The 21,730-nt window shown below is 43.5% G+C and carries 17 protein-coding genes; all 17 read left to right on the top strand.

All coding sequences use genetic code 11. The annotated features are described in order from the left end of the window. The first annotated feature begins 23 nt into the window (after window positions 1–23). Window positions 24–878 carry a pantoate--beta-alanine ligase gene (gene panC, locus EO126_RS01670; protein ID WP_006555783.1) on the top strand — a complete coding sequence of 285 codons (855 nt, stop codon included), beginning with the start codon at window positions 24–26 and terminating at the stop codon, window positions 876–878. 17 nt (window positions 879–895) lie between these two features. After that, window positions 896–1,885, top strand: coding sequence for a bile acid:sodium symporter family protein (locus EO126_RS01665; protein WP_006555784.1), 990 nt, complete (start codon window positions 896–898; stop codon window positions 1,883–1,885). Between the two features lie 39 nt (window positions 1,886–1,924). Next, window positions 1,925–2,530 (top strand): class I SAM-dependent methyltransferase, encoded by a 606-nt coding sequence (locus tag EO126_RS01660; RefSeq protein ID WP_127007172.1) that lies wholly within the window; start codon window positions 1,925–1,927, stop codon window positions 2,528–2,530. 371 nt (window positions 2,531–2,901) lie between these two features. Continuing rightward, window positions 2,902–4,734: a carbon starvation CstA family protein gene (locus tag EO126_RS01655; protein WP_040771028.1), complete on the top strand. Its 1,833-nt coding sequence runs from the start codon at window positions 2,902–2,904 to the stop codon at window positions 4,732–4,734. A gap of 277 nt (window positions 4,735–5,011) precedes the next feature. Then, entirely contained in the window at window positions 5,012–6,544 is a 1,533-nt protein-coding gene (gene zwf, locus EO126_RS01650; RefSeq protein WP_127007170.1) for a glucose-6-phosphate dehydrogenase, read from the top strand. Then, window positions 6,529–7,275 (top strand): 6-phosphogluconolactonase, encoded by a 747-nt coding sequence (pgl, locus tag EO126_RS01645; protein WP_127007168.1) that lies wholly within the window; start codon window positions 6,529–6,531, stop codon window positions 7,273–7,275. The genes zwf and pgl overlap by 16 nt, the downstream gene beginning before the upstream one ends. Before the next feature lie 108 nt (window positions 7,276–7,383). Beyond that, a complete protein-coding gene (gene tatA / locus EO126_RS01640) occupies window positions 7,384–7,626 on the top strand; it encodes a twin-arginine translocase TatA/TatE family subunit (protein ID WP_006555789.1) in 243 nt (80 codons plus the stop codon). A 121-nt stretch (window positions 7,627–7,747) separates the two neighbouring features. Beyond that, window positions 7,748–8,059 carry a heavy-metal-associated domain-containing protein gene (locus EO126_RS01635; protein ID WP_127007166.1) on the top strand — a complete coding sequence of 104 codons (312 nt, stop codon included), beginning with the start codon at window positions 7,748–7,750 and terminating at the stop codon, window positions 8,057–8,059. Between the two features lie 82 nt (window positions 8,060–8,141). After that, window positions 8,142–8,585, top strand: a complete 444-nt coding sequence (locus tag EO126_RS01630; protein WP_006555791.1) for a cupin domain-containing protein — start codon at window positions 8,142–8,144, stop codon at window positions 8,583–8,585. A 107-nt stretch (window positions 8,586–8,692) separates the two neighbouring features. Further along, on the top strand, window positions 8,693–10,504 hold the full coding sequence (gene typA, locus EO126_RS01625) for a translational GTPase TypA (protein ID WP_127007164.1): 1,812 nt from the start codon (window positions 8,693–8,695) through the stop codon (window positions 10,502–10,504). A gap of 8 nt (window positions 10,505–10,512) precedes the next feature. Beyond that, the gene (locus EO126_RS01620; RefSeq protein ID WP_127007162.1) at window positions 10,513–11,301 is read left to right on the top strand and encodes a M48 family metallopeptidase; all 789 of its coding nucleotides are present in this window, start codon (window positions 10,513–10,515) and stop codon (window positions 11,299–11,301) included. A 138-nt stretch (window positions 11,302–11,439) separates the two neighbouring features. After that, the gene (locus EO126_RS01615; RefSeq protein ID WP_127007161.1) at window positions 11,440–14,844 is read left to right on the top strand and encodes a DNA polymerase III subunit alpha; all 3,405 of its coding nucleotides are present in this window, start codon (window positions 11,440–11,442) and stop codon (window positions 14,842–14,844) included. 76 nt (window positions 14,845–14,920) lie between these two features. Then, on the top strand, window positions 14,921–16,669 hold the full coding sequence (pyk, locus tag EO126_RS01610; RefSeq protein WP_127007159.1) for a pyruvate kinase: 1,749 nt from the start codon (window positions 14,921–14,923) through the stop codon (window positions 16,667–16,669). Window positions 16,670–16,801: 132 nt separating this feature from the next. Further along, on the top strand, window positions 16,802–17,500 hold the full coding sequence (locus EO126_RS01605) for a Bax inhibitor-1/YccA family protein (RefSeq protein ID WP_127007157.1): 699 nt from the start codon (window positions 16,802–16,804) through the stop codon (window positions 17,498–17,500). Between the two features lie 11 nt (window positions 17,501–17,511). Further along, window positions 17,512–18,405 carry a LysR family transcriptional regulator gene (locus EO126_RS01600; RefSeq protein ID WP_127007155.1) on the top strand — a complete coding sequence of 298 codons (894 nt, stop codon included), beginning with the start codon at window positions 17,512–17,514 and terminating at the stop codon, window positions 18,403–18,405. Window positions 18,406–18,831: 426 nt separating this feature from the next. Beyond that, the gene (citD, locus tag EO126_RS01595) at window positions 18,832–20,076 is read left to right on the top strand and encodes a citrate lyase acyl carrier protein (protein WP_127007153.1); all 1,245 of its coding nucleotides are present in this window, start codon (window positions 18,832–18,834) and stop codon (window positions 20,074–20,076) included. Next, window positions 20,066–21,619 carry a citrate lyase subunit alpha gene (gene citF, locus EO126_RS01590; protein ID WP_006555799.1) on the top strand — a complete coding sequence of 518 codons (1,554 nt, stop codon included), beginning with the start codon at window positions 20,066–20,068 and terminating at the stop codon, window positions 21,617–21,619. The genes citD and citF overlap by 11 nt, the downstream gene beginning before the upstream one ends. Window positions 21,620–21,730 lie beyond the last annotated feature (111 nt).

Genomic DNA, 21,730 nt, shown 5'->3' with positions numbered 1-21,730 from the left:
ACTTGTGAAAGGACGTAAAATATATGAAAACAGTAACAACGATTAAAGAAGTACGCGACGCGGTTAAAGCATGGCGTCGTGCCGGTGAAACCGTAGGTTTGGTACCCACTATGGGATTCTTACATGAAGGTCATGCATCGCTTATTAAAAAAGCGGTAGCGGATAATGACCATGTGGTGGTATCTACGTTTGTTAATCCGACCCAATTCGGTCCTAACGAAGATCTTGATTCCTATCCGCGCGATGAAGCTCGTGATGCGGCTTTATGTGAAGAAATGGGTGCCGATTTGATGTTCCGTCCGGATCCTAAGGAAATGTATACGGATGCGAAAGTATCCGTTGTAGTTAAGGATATGAATGAGCATTTATGCGGTGTATCGCGTCCGGTTCATTTTCACGGCGTTTGCACGGTAGTCACCAAATTATTTAACATTGTTACACCGGATAAAGCCTATTTCGGTCAAAAAGATGCCCAGCAATTGGCTATTATCCGTAAGATGGTAGAAGATTTGAACAGTCCGGTTGAAATCGTAGGTTGTCCGATTGTCCGCGAAGCAGACGGCCTCGCAAAATCTTCGCGCAATACCTATTTATTACCGGAAGAACGCGAAGCGGCTCTTTGTCTGTCTCGTGCGATTTTTTATGGCCAAGACCATATTAAAGCAGGGATGCCGGCAGAAAAATTATTGTCGGTTATGACGGATATTGTAGCCGATGAACCGCTTGCCAAAATCGAATATATTAAAGCGGTCGATGTGTTGACCATGGAAGATGTAGATGTTATCGATCGTCCTGTGTTGGTTGCTATGGCCGTTTATATCGGTAGAACACGCTTGATTGATAATTTCAGTTTTAATCCGGCTGACAAGGCTATTTAAATAAGGCGGGTGATTTTATGAAACCGTTGCTTTCGACATTAAAAAGCCTGACCGGCTTTGTGACTAAGTATATCGGTGTGATTATCATTGCGTTTACGATTTGGGCGTGTATAACGCCGTCTGTGTTCAGTTGGACCGTAAGCTATACATCGGTCTTTTTGGGCGTCGCCATGTTCGGCATGGGGCTCTCCATTCGTGCTAAGGATTTTAAAATGGTGCTCGCCAATCCGAAAGAAGTAATTTTGGGCGGTGTATTGTTACAATATACGATTATGCCACTCACGGCCTACGTGCTGTGTAAGGCACTTAATTTGCCGACGGATATTGCTATCGGCGTCATTTTGGTAGGCTGTTGCCCCGGCGGCACGGCCAGCAATGTAATTACTTATATTGCCAAAGGTGATGTGGCTTTGTCTGTAGGCATGACCATTGCATCGACTTTATTGGCTCCTTTATTGACACCGTTTTTGATTTATTCGTTGGGCGGTACTTGGGTAGAGGTATCTTTTTTAGCCATGGTATTGTCCGTCGTTAAAGTTGTTCTGATTCCTGTGTTGGTGGGGATTGCCATTCATCATTTCTTCGGTAAAAAATTGGAAGCATTATTGGCTACTATGCCGCTGGTATCATCCGTTGCCATTGTTATGATTATTGCCGGAATTATTTCGGTGAATGTGACGAAGATTTTTACGGCCGGCCTGGTGGTCTTGGCGGTTGTAATCTTGCACAATCTTATCGGCATGACTTTAGGACTTACGGCGGCTAAAGTATTGCGTGTTTCTTATGCTAAAGAAACCGCTATTACTATCGAGGTAGGTATGCAAAACAGCGGGCTCGCCGTATCGCTGGCAACCCTCCATTTTGCTATGAATCCGTTGGCTACTTTACCGGGGGCGACTTTCAGCGTATGGCATAATATTTCCGGTGCTGTTTTTGCATCTATTCGTCAGAAACATGACGGCACGGAATCAATGATTTCGTCGAAGATAGTGAAGAGTGCCGAATAAGTTGATTGCAGAATTATGTAAGTTATAAAGGAGTAGCGTATGGATGAACAAGCATGGGAACGGTTGCTTAATATTAAGACGGCCGGTCGTGACGACAGTCAGTTTGACGGCGAACATCATCCGTATGAGCCGACTGATTATGCGGTGCTTGAACGTTTGATAAGTACGGGCTATATCGGCAAACATAATGTTCTTATTGATTATGGCAGCGGTAAAGGTCGGGTCAGTTTTTTCTTGGCTCATGAAACTCGCTGCCGTTGTATCGGCGTGGAATTTGATGAGCGTTTATGGGAACGGTCTTTGGCCAATCAAAAGACAGCCGTGGTCGGTAAGCGTGTAGAATTTATTCATGATGATGCGGTTACTTTCAAAGTACCGAAAGAAGCTGATTGTTGCTTTTTCTTTAATCCTTTTGCCTTACATACTTTGAAGCGGGTATTGGCGAATATATTCGACTCTGTTTATCAAGAAACGCGGCGCATGCGACTCTTTTTCTACTATTCGTATGAAGAAACCGAAGCATTTTTGCTTAATCATGTAAATCTTCAAGTGGAAGATGTGTTGGATTGTCGTGATTTATTTGACGCTGAAGATATACGTGAAAAAATATTAGTCCTAACTGTGGACGATACGATTTTTAGATAAAAAACTGCGACCTGAAGTCTATTTATAAGGACTTCAGGTCATTTTATTATTGAATATTATATTAAAAATTAATAAAGTTTTCTATACATTTAAATCATAGAATCAGTAAACACTTGATTCCTACTGAAATCATCGGGATAATCGTTTAGGCAATTTTTTGATAATCACATACTATAATGTAATATTAGGATTGCATTATTCATATTTGATAATTGACACTCCAATCAGACGCGTTACAATAAGGTCGTAGATATTTCTACTAGGGTGACAACATTGTCTGTGACGGACGTATTTCTTATCAGCTATTATTATTTATGATACGAACCTTCGCCTGCAATGTTGTTAAGACATTGGAGGTGTTTTTTGTGGAAATGAATGGGTTGTACATTGTAATCGCCTCGGCGTGCATCCTCGTTTTAGCTTACCGCTATTATGGGGCTTTCTTAGCCGCCAAGGTACTCGTGTTGGACCAGTTCCGTCCGACACCGGCCGTTGTTCATAACGACGGTCATGACTATGTGCCTACCAATAAGTGGGTAACATTCGGTCACCATTTTGCGGCCATTGCCGGTGCAGGTCCTTTGGTAGGTCCTGTTATTGCCGCACAGTTCGGGTATTTACCGGGTTTATTATGGATCTTGATCGGGTCGGTTGTAGCCGGTGCCGTTCATGACATGGTTATTCTGTTTGCGTCGGTTCGTTACGACGGCAAATCCATTGCCGATATTGCGAAGGAAGAAATTTCCAATTTGGCCAGTGTCGGTGCCATGCTTGCCACCTTGTTCCTTTTGATTATCACGTTGGCTGGTATGGCCGTAGTAGTAGCCAATGCGCTTCATAACTCCGCATGGGGCTTCTTCTCCGTAAGCATGACGATTCCAATCGCAATTTTTGTAGGTATTTATTTACGCTGGCTTCGTCCCGGCAAAATTCAGGAAGCTACGGTTATCGGTGTAGTACTTATCTTTGCAGCTATTATTTACGGTCCTCAAGTAGCCGCTTCTTCCTATGCAAGCTGGTTCCTTTATGACTTACAGACCATCGAAATTATGTTGGCTGTATACGGGTTCTTTGCGGCCGCATTACCTGTTTGGTTATTGCTCGCACCACGTGATTATTTATCCACGTACTTAAAAATCGGTACTATCGGTGCGTTGGCTTTAGGGATTATCATCGTAATGCCTATTATCCAAATGCCGGCCGTTACCCAGTTCATTCACGGCGGCGGTCCTGTACTTAAAGGTTCTGTATTCCCATTCATTTTCATTACCATCGCCTGCGGTGCTTTGTCCGGTTTCCATACAGTAATTGCTACCGGTACAACACCTAAGATGATTACTAACGAAAAAGAAATCTTACCTATTGGTTACGGTGCTATGCTTACCGAAGCATTCATTGCCATGATGGCTTTGATTGCCGCTACCGCTTTACATCCTGATGACTATTTTGCCATTAACTCCACGGCTGAATCTTTCAAAGCATTAGGACTTCAAGTCCATGAATTACCGGCCTTATCTCAGATGGTCGGCGAAGATTTAATGCACCGTCCGGGCGGCGCTGTTTCCTTGGCTGTCGGCATGGCGCACATCTTCTCCCGCTTGCCTAATATGGATCATCTCATGGGTTACTGGTACCATTTCTGCATCATGTTCGAAGCTTTATTTATTATGACTTTGATCGATGCCGGTACTCGTGTAGGTCGTTATTTGTTACAAGAATTGTTGGGTCGTTTCTACAAACCGCTTGAAAACGTTAACTGGGCACCGGGGGTATATGGTTGTGCTGCGTTAATTTGCCTCATGTGGGGTTACCTCGTATTACAAGGTAACATCGGTATCATTTGGCCTCTATTCGGTGTATCCAACCAGTTGCTCGGTACTATGACCTTAGCCGTAGGTACTACGGTAATTATGCGTCTCGGCCACAAACGTTACGCTTGGGTAACCGGTGTACCATGTTTCTTTATGGCTATCATCGCTATTGCCGCCGATTATGAAAACGTATTCTACAGTTACATTCCGGCCGGCAAATGGACCTTGGTTGCCTTCAGTGTTGTCATGTTCCTCATGATTGTTATCGTATTGGTAGAAGCCATTCGCAGCTGGATTCGTTTGGCAAAAATTCCGCAAAACTATAAGACACAAGCCGAAGAAGAAGCTGAAAGTCTTAAGAAATACGGTGCCGTTAAGGTTGAAGTTAAATAAAATTCTTAAAGCTGAGATATATAGCTTTAAACAGGTTCATGTGAACCTGTGCAGGCTGAACTTGGTTTGAATGACATTTATATAATAGCCGCCCCGGACTTGTTCGAGTTTGGGGCGGTTATTTGTATATACATAATATATTCAATCTTAATCGCGGAAAAGCCGTAAAAATTTTGTCAAATAATGGCCTCCCGATACCCATATATTGAAGTTCTTGCAGTTTTGTGCTAGAGTAAGCTTATGAATGATATTCTATAGTAATAGGAGATTACAAACAATGAGTGCACAACCAATGACAGTTTCGTACAACTATCGAGAACAGCTCTGTGTTGACTCGGCTCCGGGCCCCGGCACCATCGTCATTTTTGGTGCTTCCGGTGACTTGACTAAACGAAAATTGTTACCAGCTATATATGCTTTGTTTGAGCGTAAACTATTGCCTGAAAAATTTGCCGTAATCGGCGTGGCTCGCACGGAAATGACCAATGAAGCATTTCAAGAAGAAGTGCGTGAAGCTATGGCCGCTAATGGCGATACCGTAACGGATGAGTTCTTGGCAAAGTTCTCTTACGTAGCCGGCCAGTATACGGAATCGGCTACCTTTGAACAGCTTGAAACTGAGCTTAAACGTGTCAGTGAAGAACACGGTACCGAAGGCAATGCATTATTTTATCTGGCTATGCCGCCGACAATGTTTGAACCGATTGTAAAAGGTTTGGCGGAACAGGGCTTGCTCGAAGAGGAAGATGCTTGGTCCCGTGTTATTATTGAAAAACCGTTCGGACATGATTTGGAAAGTGCTGTAGCACTTGATAAATCCTTGAAACGTTATATTAAAGAATCACAGACTTACCGAATTGACCATTATTTGGGCAAAGAAACGGTACAGAATATTTTGATGCTTCGTTTTGCCAATGCAATTTTTGAACCGCTTTGGAACCACACCTATATTGAAAAAGTGGAAATTACGGTAGCGGAAGAATTAGGCGTTGAAAAACGTGCCGGTTATTATGATAAAGCCGGTGCTTTGCGTGATATGTTCCAGAACCACATGGTGCAGATGTTGTCCCTGATTGCCATGGAACCGCCGGCTATTTTTGAAGCTGATGCATATCGTGATGAAATTGCCAAATTGATTTCGTCCATTCGTCCGTTGGAAGGACAAGATCTCGGCAAAATCTCTGTTCGCGGTCAATATGTCGAAGCTGTTGACTCGGAACGTCCGGCCGTAGGTTATCGTAAAGAAGAAGGGGTAGCACCGAATTCTCAAACAGAAACTTATGTGGCGCTAAAACTCTTCGTCGATAATTGGCGTTGGCGCGGCGTGCCGTTCTATATGCGTACAGGCAAACGCTTACCTAAAAAATCCAGTGAAATCGCTATTACGTTTAAGCCGATTCCGCATTCGATTTTTAAACCGATTCGTCCGAAGGACTTTAACCAAAATGTGTTGTTATTGCGCATGCAACCGCATGAAGGCATGGGTTTATCTTTGGAAGTTAAATCACCGGGTTCCAAACTTTGCGTAAATACTTTGGAAATGGATTTCTCCTACAGTGATTTTATGCAGGGAGAAGATATTCCGGATGCTTATGAACGCTTGATTTTGGATGCTTTGCTGGGCGATCAGACTTTGTTTGTTCGCAATGATACGGTAGAAGCTTCCTGGCGTTTATTTATGCCGTTATTGCGGGCGTGGGAAGCCGATTTGGATAATGTGCCGCTTTGTTTCTATCCGGCTTACAGTGAAGGACCGAAAGAAACCAATGAAATCTTAGAAGGAGGTTCCTTACAATGGCGCAAGATTTAATTCGTTCATTTGAAACGGCTCAAGAAGTAGCGGAAGCGGTGGCGAAAGATTTTATCGCTTACACCAATCAGTGTATTGCCGAAACGGGGACTTGCGTGGTGGCTATTTCCGGCGGTACAACGCCGAATACTTTATTTGAGTTGCTTAATACCGACGAATATCGTAAGCAATTGGATTGGGAAAATATATTCTTCCTCTGGGTGGATGAACGTTTTGTACCGCAATCTAATCCGGATAATAATTTTTATCGTGCGAAAGAACGCCTTTTTGCCTCTATCGGCGGTTGTAGTCATTTCTATCCGGTGCCTACTAACAGCGGTACGGTGGAAGAAGCGGCTGACGCTTATGAAAAAGAAGTGGCAACGGTGCTCAGCGCGAATGAAAAAGAAGGCGTAGACTTGGCTTTGTTGGGCCTTGGTGATGACGGTCATACAGCTTCTTTGTTTGCCCGTTCAGAGGCTCTCAACGAAAAGAAACGAAATGTAATTCCTGTAACGGATGGCAAGGTTTGGCAGCGCGTGAGCATGTCATTCCCGTTTTTGGCCAAAGCGAAAAACGTATGGTTTACCGTAGTCGGTGAATCTAAGGCGGCAGCACTCGGCCGCGTGCTTCGTCAGCGTAAAGAGTATATGGATGACTCATGGGAGGATCGTATCGGTCATGTACTTCCTGGCGCTGTACTCTCACAGGACACCGTAACATGGTATGTAGATAAAGCCGCTAAAAATTAATACTTAAATTGACAATTCGCTATGACATTTTCTATAGCATTTTAGTGGAGTTTCATGTTACACTGTAAATAGAAATGATTGTTATTGTAGCTAAACGAGGTGAAAATTATGTTTAATTTCGGAACACAAGAATTAATTTTGGTGCTTGTTATTGCGCTTGTTGTGTTCGGACCGGGAAAGCTACCGGAAGTGGGCAAAGCCATTGGCAAAGGTATCAATGAATTCAAAGATGCCGTAAGCTCTGATAAGAAAAAAGAAAAAGAAGAAAAAGTATCTGATGTGGCTAAAGTGGAAACGATTGACGTGGAAGCGGGCGCCGTTAATGATAAAAAACATAAAGAAATAGAATAAATTGATAATAAGGCCTCCCTATGCCGTCAGGCCCGGGGAGGCTTTTGCGACTAAATCGTTATAAATTCTTAATTGTATTTACAGATTCACTTTGTGAATCGGAAGATTGGAGGAACACACTATGTGTAAAGATTGTGGTTGCGGCAGTACAGGTCATGCTCATCAGCAGGTATTCACTGTACCGGGAATGATGTGCAGTAATTGTGAAAATACAGTAAAAACAGCAGTACTCGGTTTACCGGGCGTTATGTCTGCTGATGTGGATTTGAAATCCAAAGATGTAACTATTTCCTATGACAGCAGCAAAGTAAATGTTGCTGCCATTAAAGAAGCCATTGATGCAACGGGCTTTGAAGTAGCTTCCGTTTCCGAAGCAACTCATGCTCATGAAAGCGGCGGGCTCATGGGCTCTTTAAAACGTATGTTTAAGTAAAATAGCGATGCGTCCGTTGCGAGGGTAACGGACGTTTTTTGCGTTAAGCGTATTGGCAGTCCTTAGCGTTGAGGAGTTAATCATGATTAAAAAGTTTGACAATGAAACCTTTAATTGGGAGGGTGTAGACACGTTAGTCTATAAACAGGACGGCAGTCCCTTTAAGGATGTGACTCGTCAGGTGCTGTTTGACGGCGCTTTCGACATTCCCTGCCAATTTCGTTATTTTGAAGTAAAACCGGGTGGTTATTCGACCTTAGAACACCATGAACATACTCACATGGTTATGATTTTCAGAGGGCATGGGCAATGTTTATTGGGTGAAAATGTGGTGGATGTAAAAGTAGGCGACTTTATTGAAATCCCAAGTCATACGATTCATCAGTTCCGCGCCAATAAGGGCGATTATGTAGGATTTTTATGTCTCGTTAATGTAGATCGGGATAAGGTGAAAATTCCGTCCCCGGAAGAAATTGAAGCCTTAAAAGACAATCCGACCGTCAAAGAGTTTTTAGAAAGTTGTTAAAAGGTGTAAGCTGTGTTATAATTAACTGTTATTTAATAGATTGACACTTTAAGCTATACCTTTAGATATAGTTAATATGTTTATAGCGAAACAGGAGGCATACATACATGATTCGCGAAGATATTCGTAATGTTGCAATTATTGCACACGTTGACCATGGTAAAACAACCTTGGTGGACGCCCTTTTAAAACAAAGCCATATTTTTAGAGAGAATGAAAAAGTGGCAGAGCGTGTTATGGACTCTAACGATCTTGAAAGAGAACGTGGTATTACGATTTTGTCTAAAAATACGGCTGTTATGCACAACGGCGTAAAAATCAACATCGTTGACACCCCGGGCCATGCTGACTTCGGCGGCGAAGTAGAACGCGTACTCAACATGGTTGACGGCGTATTGTTGTTGGTTGACGCTTTTGAAGGTCCGATGCCACAGACTAAATACGTACTTCGTAAAGCTTTGGAACAGAAATTAAAACCAATCGTAGTTATCAATAAAATCGACCGTCCGGACCAACGCGTTCATGAAGTAGAAGACGAAGTATTGGAACTCTTCATGGAACTCGAAGCCGATGACGATCAATTGGACTTCCCGGTTGTTTATGCATCTGCTCGTGACGGTATTGCCAAATTGTCTATGGAAGACGAAGGCAAAGATATGCAGCCTTTATTTGAAATATTGCTCAAAGAAATTCCGGCTCCGCAGGGTGACATTGACGGTCCGTTGCAGTTCATGGTTACAACTCTTGACTATGATGATTATGTTGGCAAAATCGCCGTTGGTCGTATCGTACGCGGTCGTATGAAAACTAACCAACCGGTTGTTATCATGAACGGTGAAAGCACTCGTAAAGCAAAAATCGGTCGTGTTTACACTTACAACGGTTTGAACCGTGTAGAAACCGATGAAACTGCTATGGGTGATATTACCGCTTTTGTTGGTATCGAAGACATTAACATCGGTGAAACCGTAGCTGATGCGGAACATCCTGAAGCATTACCGGCTATTACTATTGATGAACCTACTTTGGCCATGGTATTCTCCGTTAACAACTCTCCATTCGCCGGTCGCGAAGGGGATTATGTAACAAGCCGTCATTTACGTGATCGTTTGTTCAAAGAAGTAGAAACCAACGTATCTATGAAAGTAGAAGAAACCGAATCTCCGGACGCATTCAAAGTATCCGGTCGCGGCGAACTTCATTTGGCTGTTTTAATCGAAACTATGCGTCGTGAAGGGTATGAATTACAGGTAGGTAAACCTCGCGTAATTTACAAACGCATTAACGATCAGCTTTGCGAACCATTGGAATACTTAACTATCGACGTACCTCAGGAATTCATGGGTACCGTTATGGAAAACTTGGGCGCTCGTAAAGCCGAATTAATTAACATGACCGAATTGGCCGGCTACCTTCGCTTGGAATTCATCATTCCGGCACGTGGTCTTATCGGTTTCCGAGCTCAATTCTTAACCAGCACTAAAGGTAACGGTATCATGAACCATGTGTACCATGGCTATGCACCGTTCAAAGGCGATATTCCGGGTCGTACCCGCGGCGCTTTGGTAGCCTTCGAAGACGGCGAAACAACTCCTTACGGCTTGAACTCCGTACAGGATCGCGGTACTTTATTCGTAAGGCCTAATGAAGCGGTATATACCGGTCGCATTATCGGTGAAAACTCTCGTGAAACCGACATGGACGTTAACCCTTGTAAGAAAAAACATGTTACCAACATGCGTTCCAGCGCTTCTGACGAAGCTGTTCGTTTGACACCGCCTCGTATTTTCAGCTTGGAACAGGCTTTGGAATGGATTAACGATGATGAATTGGTAGAAGTTACACCGCACAGCATTCGCATGCGTAAAACTATTTTGGATCGTGCCGCTCGCGCTAAAGCAGCTAAAAACGGTCGCTAAGAATTATTATGAGTTGGTGGCAGCGACGGTCGTCGCGTAAAACACAGTCTAAGACATATGAATTACGAATAGCCGGTGAGCTTATACCGTATACGGTGACGTGGAAGGCCGTTAAAAACATGAACCTTCGCGTCATGCCGGACGGTACGGTCAAGGTTTCGGCACCGTGGCGTATGCCCGCTCAATCCGTTACCCAATTCGTGTCGGAGCATGAAAGCTTTATTGACAAAGCACGGCAACGCTTTAAGGACCATCGGGCCAATCAGGCGAAAGTTGTATCTTATCGCTATGAGACGGGTGAGCTTTTTCCTATATTGGGATATGAGGCTCGCTTGGAAGTGGCCGAGATAGAGGCGAATCATGCACCGTATGTTTCGTGGAGCGAATCGGAGCCGGCCGTCCTTTACATGTTTGTTAAACCGCATAGTACGGTAGCTGAACGGGCAGCCTTACTGGAGAAGTTCTGGGAGGGTTTGGTCGAGGATGTCGTAAAGAGTATGCGTGATCGTATTTATCATCGCTATATTGAAGCCGGTTATGATGTACCGTATCCGAAACTTCGAATTCGTGAAGTGAAAACACGTTGGGGGTCCTGTTCGCTAAGAACAGAACGAATTATGATTAATCAAAAATTATTAATCGGGCCCCATTTATTTCTGGAATATGTAATGATTCATGAGTTTGCCCATTTTATTCAACCTAATCACTCGTCACGATTTTGGCAAGTGGTGGCTGAATTTATGCCACAATGGCAGACGGTGCGACGTGAACTGACTTATTACTTCAGAGGTCGTTAACGAATATTCGTATCAATGTGCGATGAATTGAACAGAAAATTTCCAACTTATGCTATAATTAAATAAGGTACAGATACAGTAAAAGGACTGACCTCGGGGTCGGTCCTTTTTATATAATTCTTGATTGAGGAGGGAACCATGAAACCATTTGTTCATTTGCATAGCCACACTGAGTACAGTTTGCAGGATGGTATCAGCCGCCTGCCGCAAATGGTAGCCCGTGCCAAAGAACTCAATATGCCCGCTTTGGCAATTACGGACCATGGTAATATGTGTGGGGCCATCTATTTTTATAAAGAAGCTAAAAATGTGGGTATAAAACCTATTATCGGCTGTGAAGTATATGTGACGACGGGCAGTCGTTTTGATAAAGACAGCAATAAGCAGGAACGTTTAAAGCATCTTATTTTGTTGGCAGAAACCATGGAAGGGTATCAAAACCTGACTAAAATCGTATCACGCGGCTTTACGGAAGGTTTTTATCGCAAACCGCGCGTGGATCATGAATTACTAAAGGAACACAGTAAAGGTATTATAGCCCTTAGCGCTTGTATTCAAGGGGAAGTGCCGCAATGTTTGTTGCAGGATAATCCGGACGGCGCTAAACGGGCTGTAGAGACATATTTGGATATTTACGGGAAGGATAATTTCTTTTTGGAAATCCAAAATCACGGTTTGCCGGCGGAAGTAAGAGCCCAGGAAGGTCTTATAAAACTCGCGAAGGAATACGGTGTGGGACTGGTATGCTCCAATGATTTTCATTATGTTCTTAAAGAAGATGCGGATGCTCAGGATATTAAAGTGTGCATCGCTACCGGGGCCAAAGTGGCCGATACGGATCGCTTAAAATTCCCAAATGACGAATTTTATATGAAAAGCGGCGATGAAATGGCGGAACTTTTCGGACATATTCCAGGTGCTATGGAAAATACCTTAGCCATTGCGGAGCGCTGTAATGTAGAGTTCAATTTTGATGAACATCATTTGCCTCATTTTGATGTGCCGGATGGCGAAACGGCAACGACCTATTTACGCCATCTGTGCGAACGGGAGGTACCGCGCCTTTACGGGACGATGACGCCGGAACTCAAAGAGCGCCTTGACTATGAGTTGTCGGTTATTGCCCAGATGGGTTTTGACGACTACTTCCTTATCGTGTGGGACTATGTCCGTTATGCTCGTGAGCATGATATTTTGGTAGGCCCGGGCCGTGGCAGTGCGGCTGGTTCTGTAGTAGCTTACTTACTCGGCATTACCGGCCTTGATCCGCTGAAATATAATTTGCTCTTTGAACGTTTCTTGAATCCGGAACGTGTCAGCATGCCTGATATTGATATCGACTTTTGCTACGAAAAACGTGGCAAGGCGATTGAATATGTTACGGCGAAATACGGGCAGGCCCGTGTGGCTCAGATTATCACTTTCGGTACGGAGGCGGCTCGTGCCGTTATTCGTGATGTAGGGCGTGTACTCGATCATCCGCTCCCCGAAGTTAACCGTTTGGCTAAGATGATTCCCAATGAATTGGGTATTACGCTGGACAAAGCGTTAAAAGGTAAAGATTTAAAACAACTCTATGAAAATGACCCGAAGGTGCGTGAACTCTTCGATTACGGTCGTAAGTTGGAAGGTATTGTACGTAATGCGTCCACTCATGCGGCGGGGGTCGTAATTTCGGCGGCACCGTTGGAAGATCATGTGCCGATTCAAAATGCCAACGACAGTGGCTTTGTTACGCAATATGATAAAGATAATATTGAAGAATTGGGCCTTTTGAAAATGGACTTCTTAGGGCTCCGTACCTTAACCGTTATGGATGATGCCCTAAAACTCATCAAAGCCAACCGCGGTATCGATTTGGATCTTGATAACATTCCGCTCGATGATAAGGCGGCCTGTGATTTATTGACCAGAGGGGATACACCGGGTGTATTCCAACTTGAATCGGAAGGGATTACTAAACTCGTAATGGATCTTCGCCCCGAGCATTTTGAAGACCTCATCCCACTTGTTGCTTTATATCGTCCGGGACCTTTGGGGAGCGGCATGGTGGAAGACTTCATTAAACGTCGTCACGGGGAAATGGAAATTACCTATCTTCATCCGCTGTTGGAACCGATTTTAAAAGACACTTTCGGTGTTATTCTCTATCAGGAACAGGTTATGCAGATTGCGTCCGCTATGGGCGGCTTCTCACTGGGGCAAGCCGACCTTATGCGCCGTGCTATGGGTAAGAAAAAGGAATCCGTGCTTAAAGCACAACGGGAATCCTTCATTGTCGGCTCGGTTCAAAATAATATTCCGGAAGCCGTCGCCAATGAAGTATTCGATTTGCTCGTATACTTTGCAGGCTATGGCTTTAATAAATCGCACAGTGCGGCGTATGCCTATATTGCCTATCAGACGGCGTATTTGAAGGCTCACTATTTTCCTGAATTTATGGCGGCGACCATGACCAGTTTTATGACAAACGTGGATAAGCTGACTTACTATATTAATGATTGTAAAAAACACGGCGTTGAAGTACTGGGTCCGGATATAAATTACGGGGAACAGGCCTTTGCCGTACAGAACGGTGCCATTCGTTTCGGCCTAGGCGGTGTCAAGAGTGTAGGCGATAATGCGGTGGAACAGCTGCTCTTGGAACGCCGGCGTAACGGTTTATACAGTTCTATTTTTGATTTTTGTAAACGCGTTGATTCGCGTGTAGTGAATAAGCGTTTGTTGGAAAGCTTAATTCGTTGCGGCGCTATGGATAGTTTTAAAGAAAATCGCAATCAGCTCTTAGCTATGTATGAAGGGGCTCAAGGGTTGGGACAGCGGCTTCAAAAAGAAGAGGCTCGGGGCACCATGAGCCTCTTCGGCGATGAACCGTCCGTGGCGGAAACCATTGAGGTGCCGGAACTTGAAGACCTTTCCATGGATGAAAAATTACGCGATGAAAAAGAATATTCCGGTTTTTATATTTCCGGACATCCGCTTAATGCGTATGAAGCGGAATTAAAAGGCTTGTTTGAAATGGGAAAACTTAACGAAAATCCGGAACAGTATGATAAGCAGGAAGTCACCGTAGGCGGTCTTATTGTAGAAAAGACCGACCGAATTACCCGTCGCAATGATGTTATGTCTGTTTTGCGACTGGAAGATTACTCTGGGGCGGTCTCCGTCGTTGTGTTCCCACAGAAATTTCAGCAATATCAATCTATGCTGGCTGTCGATATGGCCGTGCGTATTTCGGGGCGTATTGATGCCGATGAAAAGGGAGTCCAGATTATCGCGGATACGATTAAACCGCTAAAAATTAATTATGATACGGCCAAGCGGGTTATTTTGCATATTCGGCCCGGTTTTGATACGGCCGAAGCCAGCAATGCATTGAAAAAAATATTGCTCAATGCAAGTGGGACGATACCTGTCACTTTTTATTTGCATCGTCAGCGAAAACGCATAGATGTAGCTAAGGAATATTACTTTGCCCCAGGGAGTGAAATATGCCGGGCCGTGGAAGAAATTTTAGGGCCCGATAGTGTAGAAATACTTTAGTTTATTAGTGTATAATGAGTACTATGAAGGGAAAACATAGGCTTTATTCCAATCCATTATGAGTGAGGTATTTACTATGAAAAAGACAAAAATTGTTTGTACTATCGGACCGAGCACTGATGCGCCCGGCGTATTGGAACAAATGCTGCAGGCGGGGATGAATGTAGCACGTTTTAATTTTTCACACGGTTCCTATGAAGAACATAGGAAACGTATGGAAGCTGTGCGAGCGGCCTCGAAGAAAACAGGTATTCCTGTAGCGCTTATGCTTGATACTAAAGGACCTGAAATTCGTTTGGGTCATTTTAAAGAAGGCAAAGTTATGCTTGAAGCAGGTAAGCCGTTCACATTGACTATGCGTGATATTGAAGGCGATGCCACCATTTGCTCGGTTAATCATAAAGGCTTGGTAGATGACGTTAAAGTAGGCTGTGAAATTTTATTATCCGACGGTTTAGTTACCTTGCAGGTAGAAAAAATCGAAGGTACGGAAATTTATACAACCATTAAAAATAACGGACCTATGAGTGACCGTAAACGTGTGGCCGTACCGGGTATTCCGCTCAGCTTGCCACCGGTTTCGGAAAGCGATATGGCCGATTTACGCTTTGGTTGTCAGATGGATGTGGACTATGTGGCCGCTTCCTTTATGCAACGCGGTACCGACGTAGTGGACATTCGTCGAATTTTGGAAGATGAAGGCAAAGATATTAAAATTATCTCTAAAATCGAAAATGAAGAAGGCATCAACAATTTAGACGATATTTTACGAATGTCCGACGGTCTCATGGTAGCCCGCGGTGATTTGGGCGTTGAAATTCCGGCTGAGGAAGTACCGGTTCTTCAAAAAATGATGATCACCAAATGTAATAAAGCCAGCAAACCTGTTATTACCGCCACTCAAATGTTGGAATCTATGACGAATAATCCGCGCCCGACTCGTGCTGAAGCCAGTGACGTGGCCAATGCCATCTTAGATGGCACGGATGCGGTTATGCTGTCCGGTGAAACCGCCGGCGGTAAATATCCGGTGGAAGCCGTACAAACAATGGCTCGTATTGCCGAAGTGACGGAACATTCTACTTTGTATTGCAATATTGATCATCCGTTTGTTGTGGATACGGTTCAAACCACCGATGCTATCAGTGTGGCTACCGTAACGGTGGCTAAGAACCTGGATGCGGCTGCTATCATAACCTGTACGGAAACGGGTAAAACGGCTATGAGTATTTCCCGTAATCGTCCGCGTGCCAAAATTTTGGCGGTTACACCGCATGAAGCGACCGTTCGACGCGTACAATTATATTGGGGCGTTGAAGCAGTACTCGGTGCCGGCCATGAAAATTCCGATGAAATGGTATACAGTGCCATCACATCTTCATTAGCCGAAAATCGTATCGAATCGGGCGACTTGGTTGTTATTACGGCCGGTGTACCATCCGGTAAGGCCGGTACTACCAATATGATTCGTGTACATGTAGTCGGCAAAGCTGTATTGAGCGGTGACGGTGTCGGTAAAGGGGCAGCTACCGGTCGTGTTTGCATTGCTTATGACGGAGCTATGGCTCAGCAAAACTTCCGCGACGGTGATATTTTGGTCGTTCGTACTTTAGAACCGGACTTAATGCCGTTTGCTAAACGAGCCGGTGCAATTATTGCAGCTGAAGACGGCTATACTTCGGCAGCAGCTATTGCCGGTATTAACTTCGGCATTCCGGTAATCTTGGGTGTAACCAATGCGGAAAATGTAATCAGTAATGGTGAAGTAGTAACGGTTGACGGTTCGCGCGGCAAGGTATTTGAAGGTATTGCCAACGCACGTTAATTATACGGCTCATATACATTAGATACAGTTTTACGAATATTTTGGTTGCGGTACGTATTGTGCCGCAACCAAAATTTCATATTGGCGAGGCAGATTCCGGGTGCCCGACAGTGTTTGAGTAAGGAGGTAATTATGAATTATTCAATGCCCGTAAATTCCGAACAATCGGTGATTTCTCAAATTGTAGCACATAAACTGCGCAATTCTATGCTCTGGATGGGCTGGGGGATTTTAACAACTTTTATTACCCTGATGGCAACAATCATTAATGATGATTGGTTGGAATTGGCTGAATCCAGTTACAATATTTTATTGCTTCTGGAATTAGGGGTTGTCTTTTTATTCAGTGCTCGCCAGTTGCGAGCAAGTTTGTCGGCATTGAAGGGCATGTTCTTTATTTATTCAATCTTGAATGGGCTTACGCTGGCTGCTTTGAGCATGGTGTACGGTACAACCGCCTTTTTCTACGCTTTCTTGGGCACACTTGCTTTCTTTGGTACTTTTGCGGTGCTCGGCGGTGTTGTTAAACGTGATTTGACTTCGTGGACCACCTATTTATTGGGAGCTGTTATTGCACTTATTATTGTTAGTCTGTTAAATATTTTCCTTTTCGACAGTGAATTTGTTGATTTGGTATTGGGGGCGTTTGGTGTTATTATCTTTACGATTTTTACGGCTGTAGACGTAAATCGTATTAAAGGTATTTTAACCGCTGTAGCGCTTGAAGATGACGATATATTGGAACGTGTTGAATTAATCGGTGCGTTAATGTTGTATTTGGATTTCATTAATATCTTCTTGTCTTTTTTGCGATTTTTCCGTAGAGACTGAGGAGGGATTTAATGGATGAACGAGAATGGCAAACCTTTGTAACGGTTGTTGAAGAAGGCAATATTACTAAGGCCGCTGAAAAGCTATTTTTATCCCAACCGGCGCTCAGTTATCGATTGCGCCATTTGGAAGAAGATTTGGGCAGTCCGCTACTTATAAGAACCAGTGAAGGCATTACGTTAACACCGCAGGGGGAAGTATTCCATACCTATTGCCGACGTATGTTGCAGGAAATGGAAAGTTTAAAACAGGCTCTCGGCGAAATGAGCGGAGAGATTCAAGGAACATTGAAAATCGGCTCGTCGATTAACTTTGCGGACTATCAACTGCCGCATTTGCTGGCGAAATTTACGAAACAGTATCCGAATATCCATATTCAAGTAAAAACCGGTCACAGTTCTCATGTTAATAAGATGTTTAATAGCGGCGAAGTAGCGGTAGCTATAGCACGCGGTAATTATAAAGAAGCAAGTAATAGTATTAAACTTTTTGAAGAACCTTATTGTTTGGTTTATAAGGATCCGGTTACCATTGAAGAGTTGGCAGACTTACCACTTATTCAATATCGTTCGGACGGTTCCATTACGAACGTTCTTGACACATGGTGCAATGAAAATCTGCCGAAGAGTCATGAAGCGGCTATGGAAATGGACTCTATGGTTACATGCCGTCACTTCGTGCGTGAAGGTCTCGGCTGGTCTATTTTACCGTATTTGGGACTTGGCTCTTGCAAGGATGAAGGTATCTATGTAGAGCCGATTTATCAGAAGAACGGTGAACCGTGGGTGCGTAGTACGTTTTTATACTTCAATGAAGTGAGTGATAAGCTTATTGCGGTTAAAACCTTTATAGATTATGTACAAGACTATTATAAAGATAATTCACCGGTAACGATAAAGTTTTAAAAACAATATAAAGACAATTGTTGAATTGAGTTGAACGAATCTAAGATTTTACTTTTTGTAAAGTCAAAATTTATATTTTCTTATATGAAAATTGCAAATACGGTGAGAATTTTTAAGAATCTTTTTGAGAAATGCAAAAAGATTCTTTTTTTATGCATGTTTAGAATATATTACTAAAAAGCATTTGTGGAATAAAAAAATGTGTATAAAAAATTTATGCAGTACATAACTGCTTTTTATTATCTTTTAACTAGGAAGGTCGATATAATGTTTTTAGAAGTAAGAGATAAAAAAATGTTTAAAATTCAATTCTAAAGTATTTAAACTTATATTGCTTTTCAGATATTTAAATGTTGATGTATTTCCTTAACTTTTATCGTAATTTATTTTTTAGTAATTTGAATCGTCAGGAAAGGATGCGAAGCTATGAACAAATTAGTAAAGGCAGCGACTGCCGGTTTTGACGAAAAGCAAGATTGTCTTGTAACAGTTGAACCGATTGCCGCCGGTATTGAAGTAGAATTAACTTCTAAAGTTCAACGCCAGTATGGTAAACACATTGAGGAATTAATCGTAAAAACGGTTAAAGAAGCCGGTTATGACGGTGTAAAAGTTATTGCCGACGATAAAGCTGCTTGGGATTATGCGATTAAAGCTCGTGTACTCGGTGCCTTAGAACGCGGTTCCGAACCAAAAGCGGCTGCAGCTCATGACGAAACTCGTCCGGTAGAAGTTAAAACTTTGCCTTTAAGTGAAGCAGCTAAAGCACGTATTTCCCGTAGCATGATGTTCGTACCGGGCAATACCCCCAAAATGATTAACAGCGCTGACATCCATGGTGCTGACAGCTTGATGTTTGATATTGAAGACTCCATTCCTGTAACGGAAAAGGATACGGCTCGTTTGATGACTGCTGAAGCGTTAAAAAGCATGACCTTCAGATCCGAAACAGTAGTACGTATTAACCATCCGACTCAGACGCCTTACGGCTATGATGACCTTGATGTAATCGTACCGGCTAAGCCAAACTTGATTCGTATTCCTAAAACGGAAGATGTTTCCGAAGTTGAAATCGTAGCCCGTAAGATTGAAGAAGTAGAAAAAGCTAACGGTTGGGAAGAAGGTACGATCAATATTATCGTAGCTATCGAATCCGTTAAAGGTCTTTATAATGTTCGTGAAATTTGCCACGCACCACGTGTTGTAGGTATCGCTTTAGGCGCTGAAGATTATCGTGCCGATCTTCGTACCGGTAAATCCAAACCGGCCGTTGAATTGACATTCGCTCGTCAATCCATCTTATTGGCTGCTCGTGAAGCCGGCATCCGTTGCGTTGATACCGTATTCTCCGATGTTAAAGATCCTGAAGGTTTTGTTGAAGAAGTACAGTACATTAAAGCTCTCGGGTTTGACGGTAAATCCTGTATTCACCCAAGCCAGATTAAATTAGCTCATAAAGTATTTACTCCGGATGAAAAAGAAATTGCTCATTCCGTAAAAGTATTGAACAGCTATGCTGATGCTTTGAAAAATAATAAAGGCGTAATCGCCGTAGACGGTAAAATGATCGATGGTCCTATCGTAGTACGTGCACAACGTATCGTGGACAAAGCACGTGCTGCCGGGATTAAAGTAGAAGTAGATGAAGGAGCTGAAATCAATGTTAAATAAAGCAAATCGCGAAATTCCAATGAATATTCCGGCTCTTGAAGGTCGTGAACTGTATCAAGGCGAGTTCGCTGTTGAGCCTAAAATGCACCGTGCCGGTCGTCCGGTTGCCAAATACAATCAAGGCGGTGCCGATAAAGTATTAGCTTCTATTGATGAAGCAATTGAAAAGACCGGCTTGAAAGACGGTATGACCGTATCGTTCCACCATCATTTCCGTAATGGTGACTATGTTATGAAAATGGTTATGGAACGCATCCAAGCTAAAGGTATTAAAGATATTACAGTTGCATCCAGCTCCTTGAGTCCTTGCCATGATTTCTTGATTGACATGATCAAAGACGGTACGGTAACTGCTATCGAAACATCCGGTTTACGTGATGCACTCGGTAAATTCTTAACGAAGAACCCAGGCGTATTAAAACGTCCGGTAGTGATTCGTTCTCACGGTGGTCGTGCTCGTGCCATCGTATCCGGCGAACTTCACATCGACGTAGCTTTCATGGGTGCACCTACTTGCGATCGTCGCGGTAACTTCACCGGCATGCAGGGTAAATCCGCTTGCGGTGCTCTCGGCTATGCCATGATTGACTCCCACTATGCTGATAAAACCGTAGCCATTACCGATAACTTGGTTGACTATGTATATCCATACTCCGTACCTCAAACTGATGTTGATTACATCGTTGAAGTAGAAGCTATCGGCGATCCTGCAGGTATTGCTTCCGGTGCCGTTGGTTTCACTAAAAACCCGGTACAGATTAAAATCGCTGAAATGGCGGCTGAATTCTTGGATCAGGCAGGCATCATCAAAGAAGGTTTCTCCTTCCAGTTAGGTGCCGGCGGAGCTCCATTGACAGTTGCTAAATTTATCGGTCAGAAATTAAAGGAACAGGGCGTTAAAGCCGGTTTCGGTATCGGTGGTGCTACCGGTATTTTGGCAGGTATGTTGGAAGACGGTTTAATTAACGCTATCTATGATACCCAAACATTCGATACTGATGCGGCCGCTTCTTTACATAGAAACCCAAATCATATTGAAATCAGTGCTTCCATGTATGCCGATCCTTGGACCGACAACATGACGAACTACCTCGACGTAGTATTCTTAGGTGCTACCGAAATCGATACGAACTTCAATGTTAACTGCATGACTGATTCCAACGGTATCCTCATGGGGGCTTCCGGCGGTCACAGTGATACAGCAGCCGGTGCTAAATGCACAGTTATTACTTGTCCGCTCGTTCGCGGCCGTTTACCGATGATTCTCGACAGCGTACAGACAGTAATTACACCGGGTGAATCCGTAGACGTTATCGTAACTGAACGCGGTATTGCTATTAACCCTCGTCGTACCGATCTTATCGAACGCTTCAAAGATTCTAATTTGCCAATCTACACAATTGAAGAATTACAGAAATTGGCATTTGACTTGGTAGGTAAACCTGAAGGTATTACCGTAAGCGATAAAGACGAAGATGTAGTAGCTATCGTTGAATATCGTGACGGTACCATCATCGACGTAGTTCGCAAACCTTTAGACTAATGTCATTAATGTCTGCTCCAATCGGCAGTAATGCTGACTGTGATTAGGAAGTCGACTTTAATAAAAAAACTCCTGTGAGTGAGGTTCTATTGAGGAATCTCACTCGGCAGC

The organism is Veillonella seminalis, from assembly GCF_003992065.1.
In the GTDB taxonomy this organism is placed as follows: Bacteria; Bacillota; Negativicutes; order Veillonellales; family Veillonellaceae; genus Veillonella_A; species Veillonella_A seminalis.
This window is presented reverse-complemented; position numbering and strand designations above follow the sequence as displayed.

Coding starts and splice junctions, on each gene's coding strand:
- panC (WP_006555783.1), top strand. CDS start 24: ATGAAAACAGTAACAACGATTAAAGAAGTACGCGACGCGGTTAAAGCA.
- EO126_RS01665 (WP_006555784.1), top strand. CDS start 896: ATGAAACCGTTGCTTTCGACATTAAAAAGCCTGACCGGCTTTGTGACT.
- EO126_RS01660 (WP_127007172.1), top strand. CDS start 1,925: ATGGATGAACAAGCATGGGAACGGTTGCTTAATATTAAGACGGCCGGT.
- EO126_RS01655 (WP_040771028.1), top strand. CDS start 2,902: ATGAATGGGTTGTACATTGTAATCGCCTCGGCGTGCATCCTCGTTTTA.
- zwf (WP_127007170.1), top strand. CDS start 5,012: ATGAGTGCACAACCAATGACAGTTTCGTACAACTATCGAGAACAGCTC.
- pgl (WP_127007168.1), top strand. CDS start 6,529: ATGGCGCAAGATTTAATTCGTTCATTTGAAACGGCTCAAGAAGTAGCG.
- tatA (WP_006555789.1), top strand. CDS start 7,384: ATGTTTAATTTCGGAACACAAGAATTAATTTTGGTGCTTGTTATTGCG.
- EO126_RS01635 (WP_127007166.1), top strand. CDS start 7,748: ATGTGTAAAGATTGTGGTTGCGGCAGTACAGGTCATGCTCATCAGCAG.
- EO126_RS01630 (WP_006555791.1), top strand. CDS start 8,142: ATGATTAAAAAGTTTGACAATGAAACCTTTAATTGGGAGGGTGTAGAC.
- typA (WP_127007164.1), top strand. CDS start 8,693: ATGATTCGCGAAGATATTCGTAATGTTGCAATTATTGCACACGTTGAC.
- EO126_RS01620 (WP_127007162.1), top strand. CDS start 10,513: ATGAGTTGGTGGCAGCGACGGTCGTCGCGTAAAACACAGTCTAAGACA.
- EO126_RS01615 (WP_127007161.1), top strand. CDS start 11,440: ATGAAACCATTTGTTCATTTGCATAGCCACACTGAGTACAGTTTGCAG.
- pyk (WP_127007159.1), top strand. CDS start 14,921: ATGAAAAAGACAAAAATTGTTTGTACTATCGGACCGAGCACTGATGCG.
- EO126_RS01605 (WP_127007157.1), top strand. CDS start 16,802: ATGAATTATTCAATGCCCGTAAATTCCGAACAATCGGTGATTTCTCAA.
- EO126_RS01600 (WP_127007155.1), top strand. CDS start 17,512: ATGGATGAACGAGAATGGCAAACCTTTGTAACGGTTGTTGAAGAAGGC.
- citD (WP_127007153.1), top strand. CDS start 18,832: ATGAACAAATTAGTAAAGGCAGCGACTGCCGGTTTTGACGAAAAGCAA.
- citF (WP_006555799.1), top strand. CDS start 20,066: ATGTTAAATAAAGCAAATCGCGAAATTCCAATGAATATTCCGGCTCTT.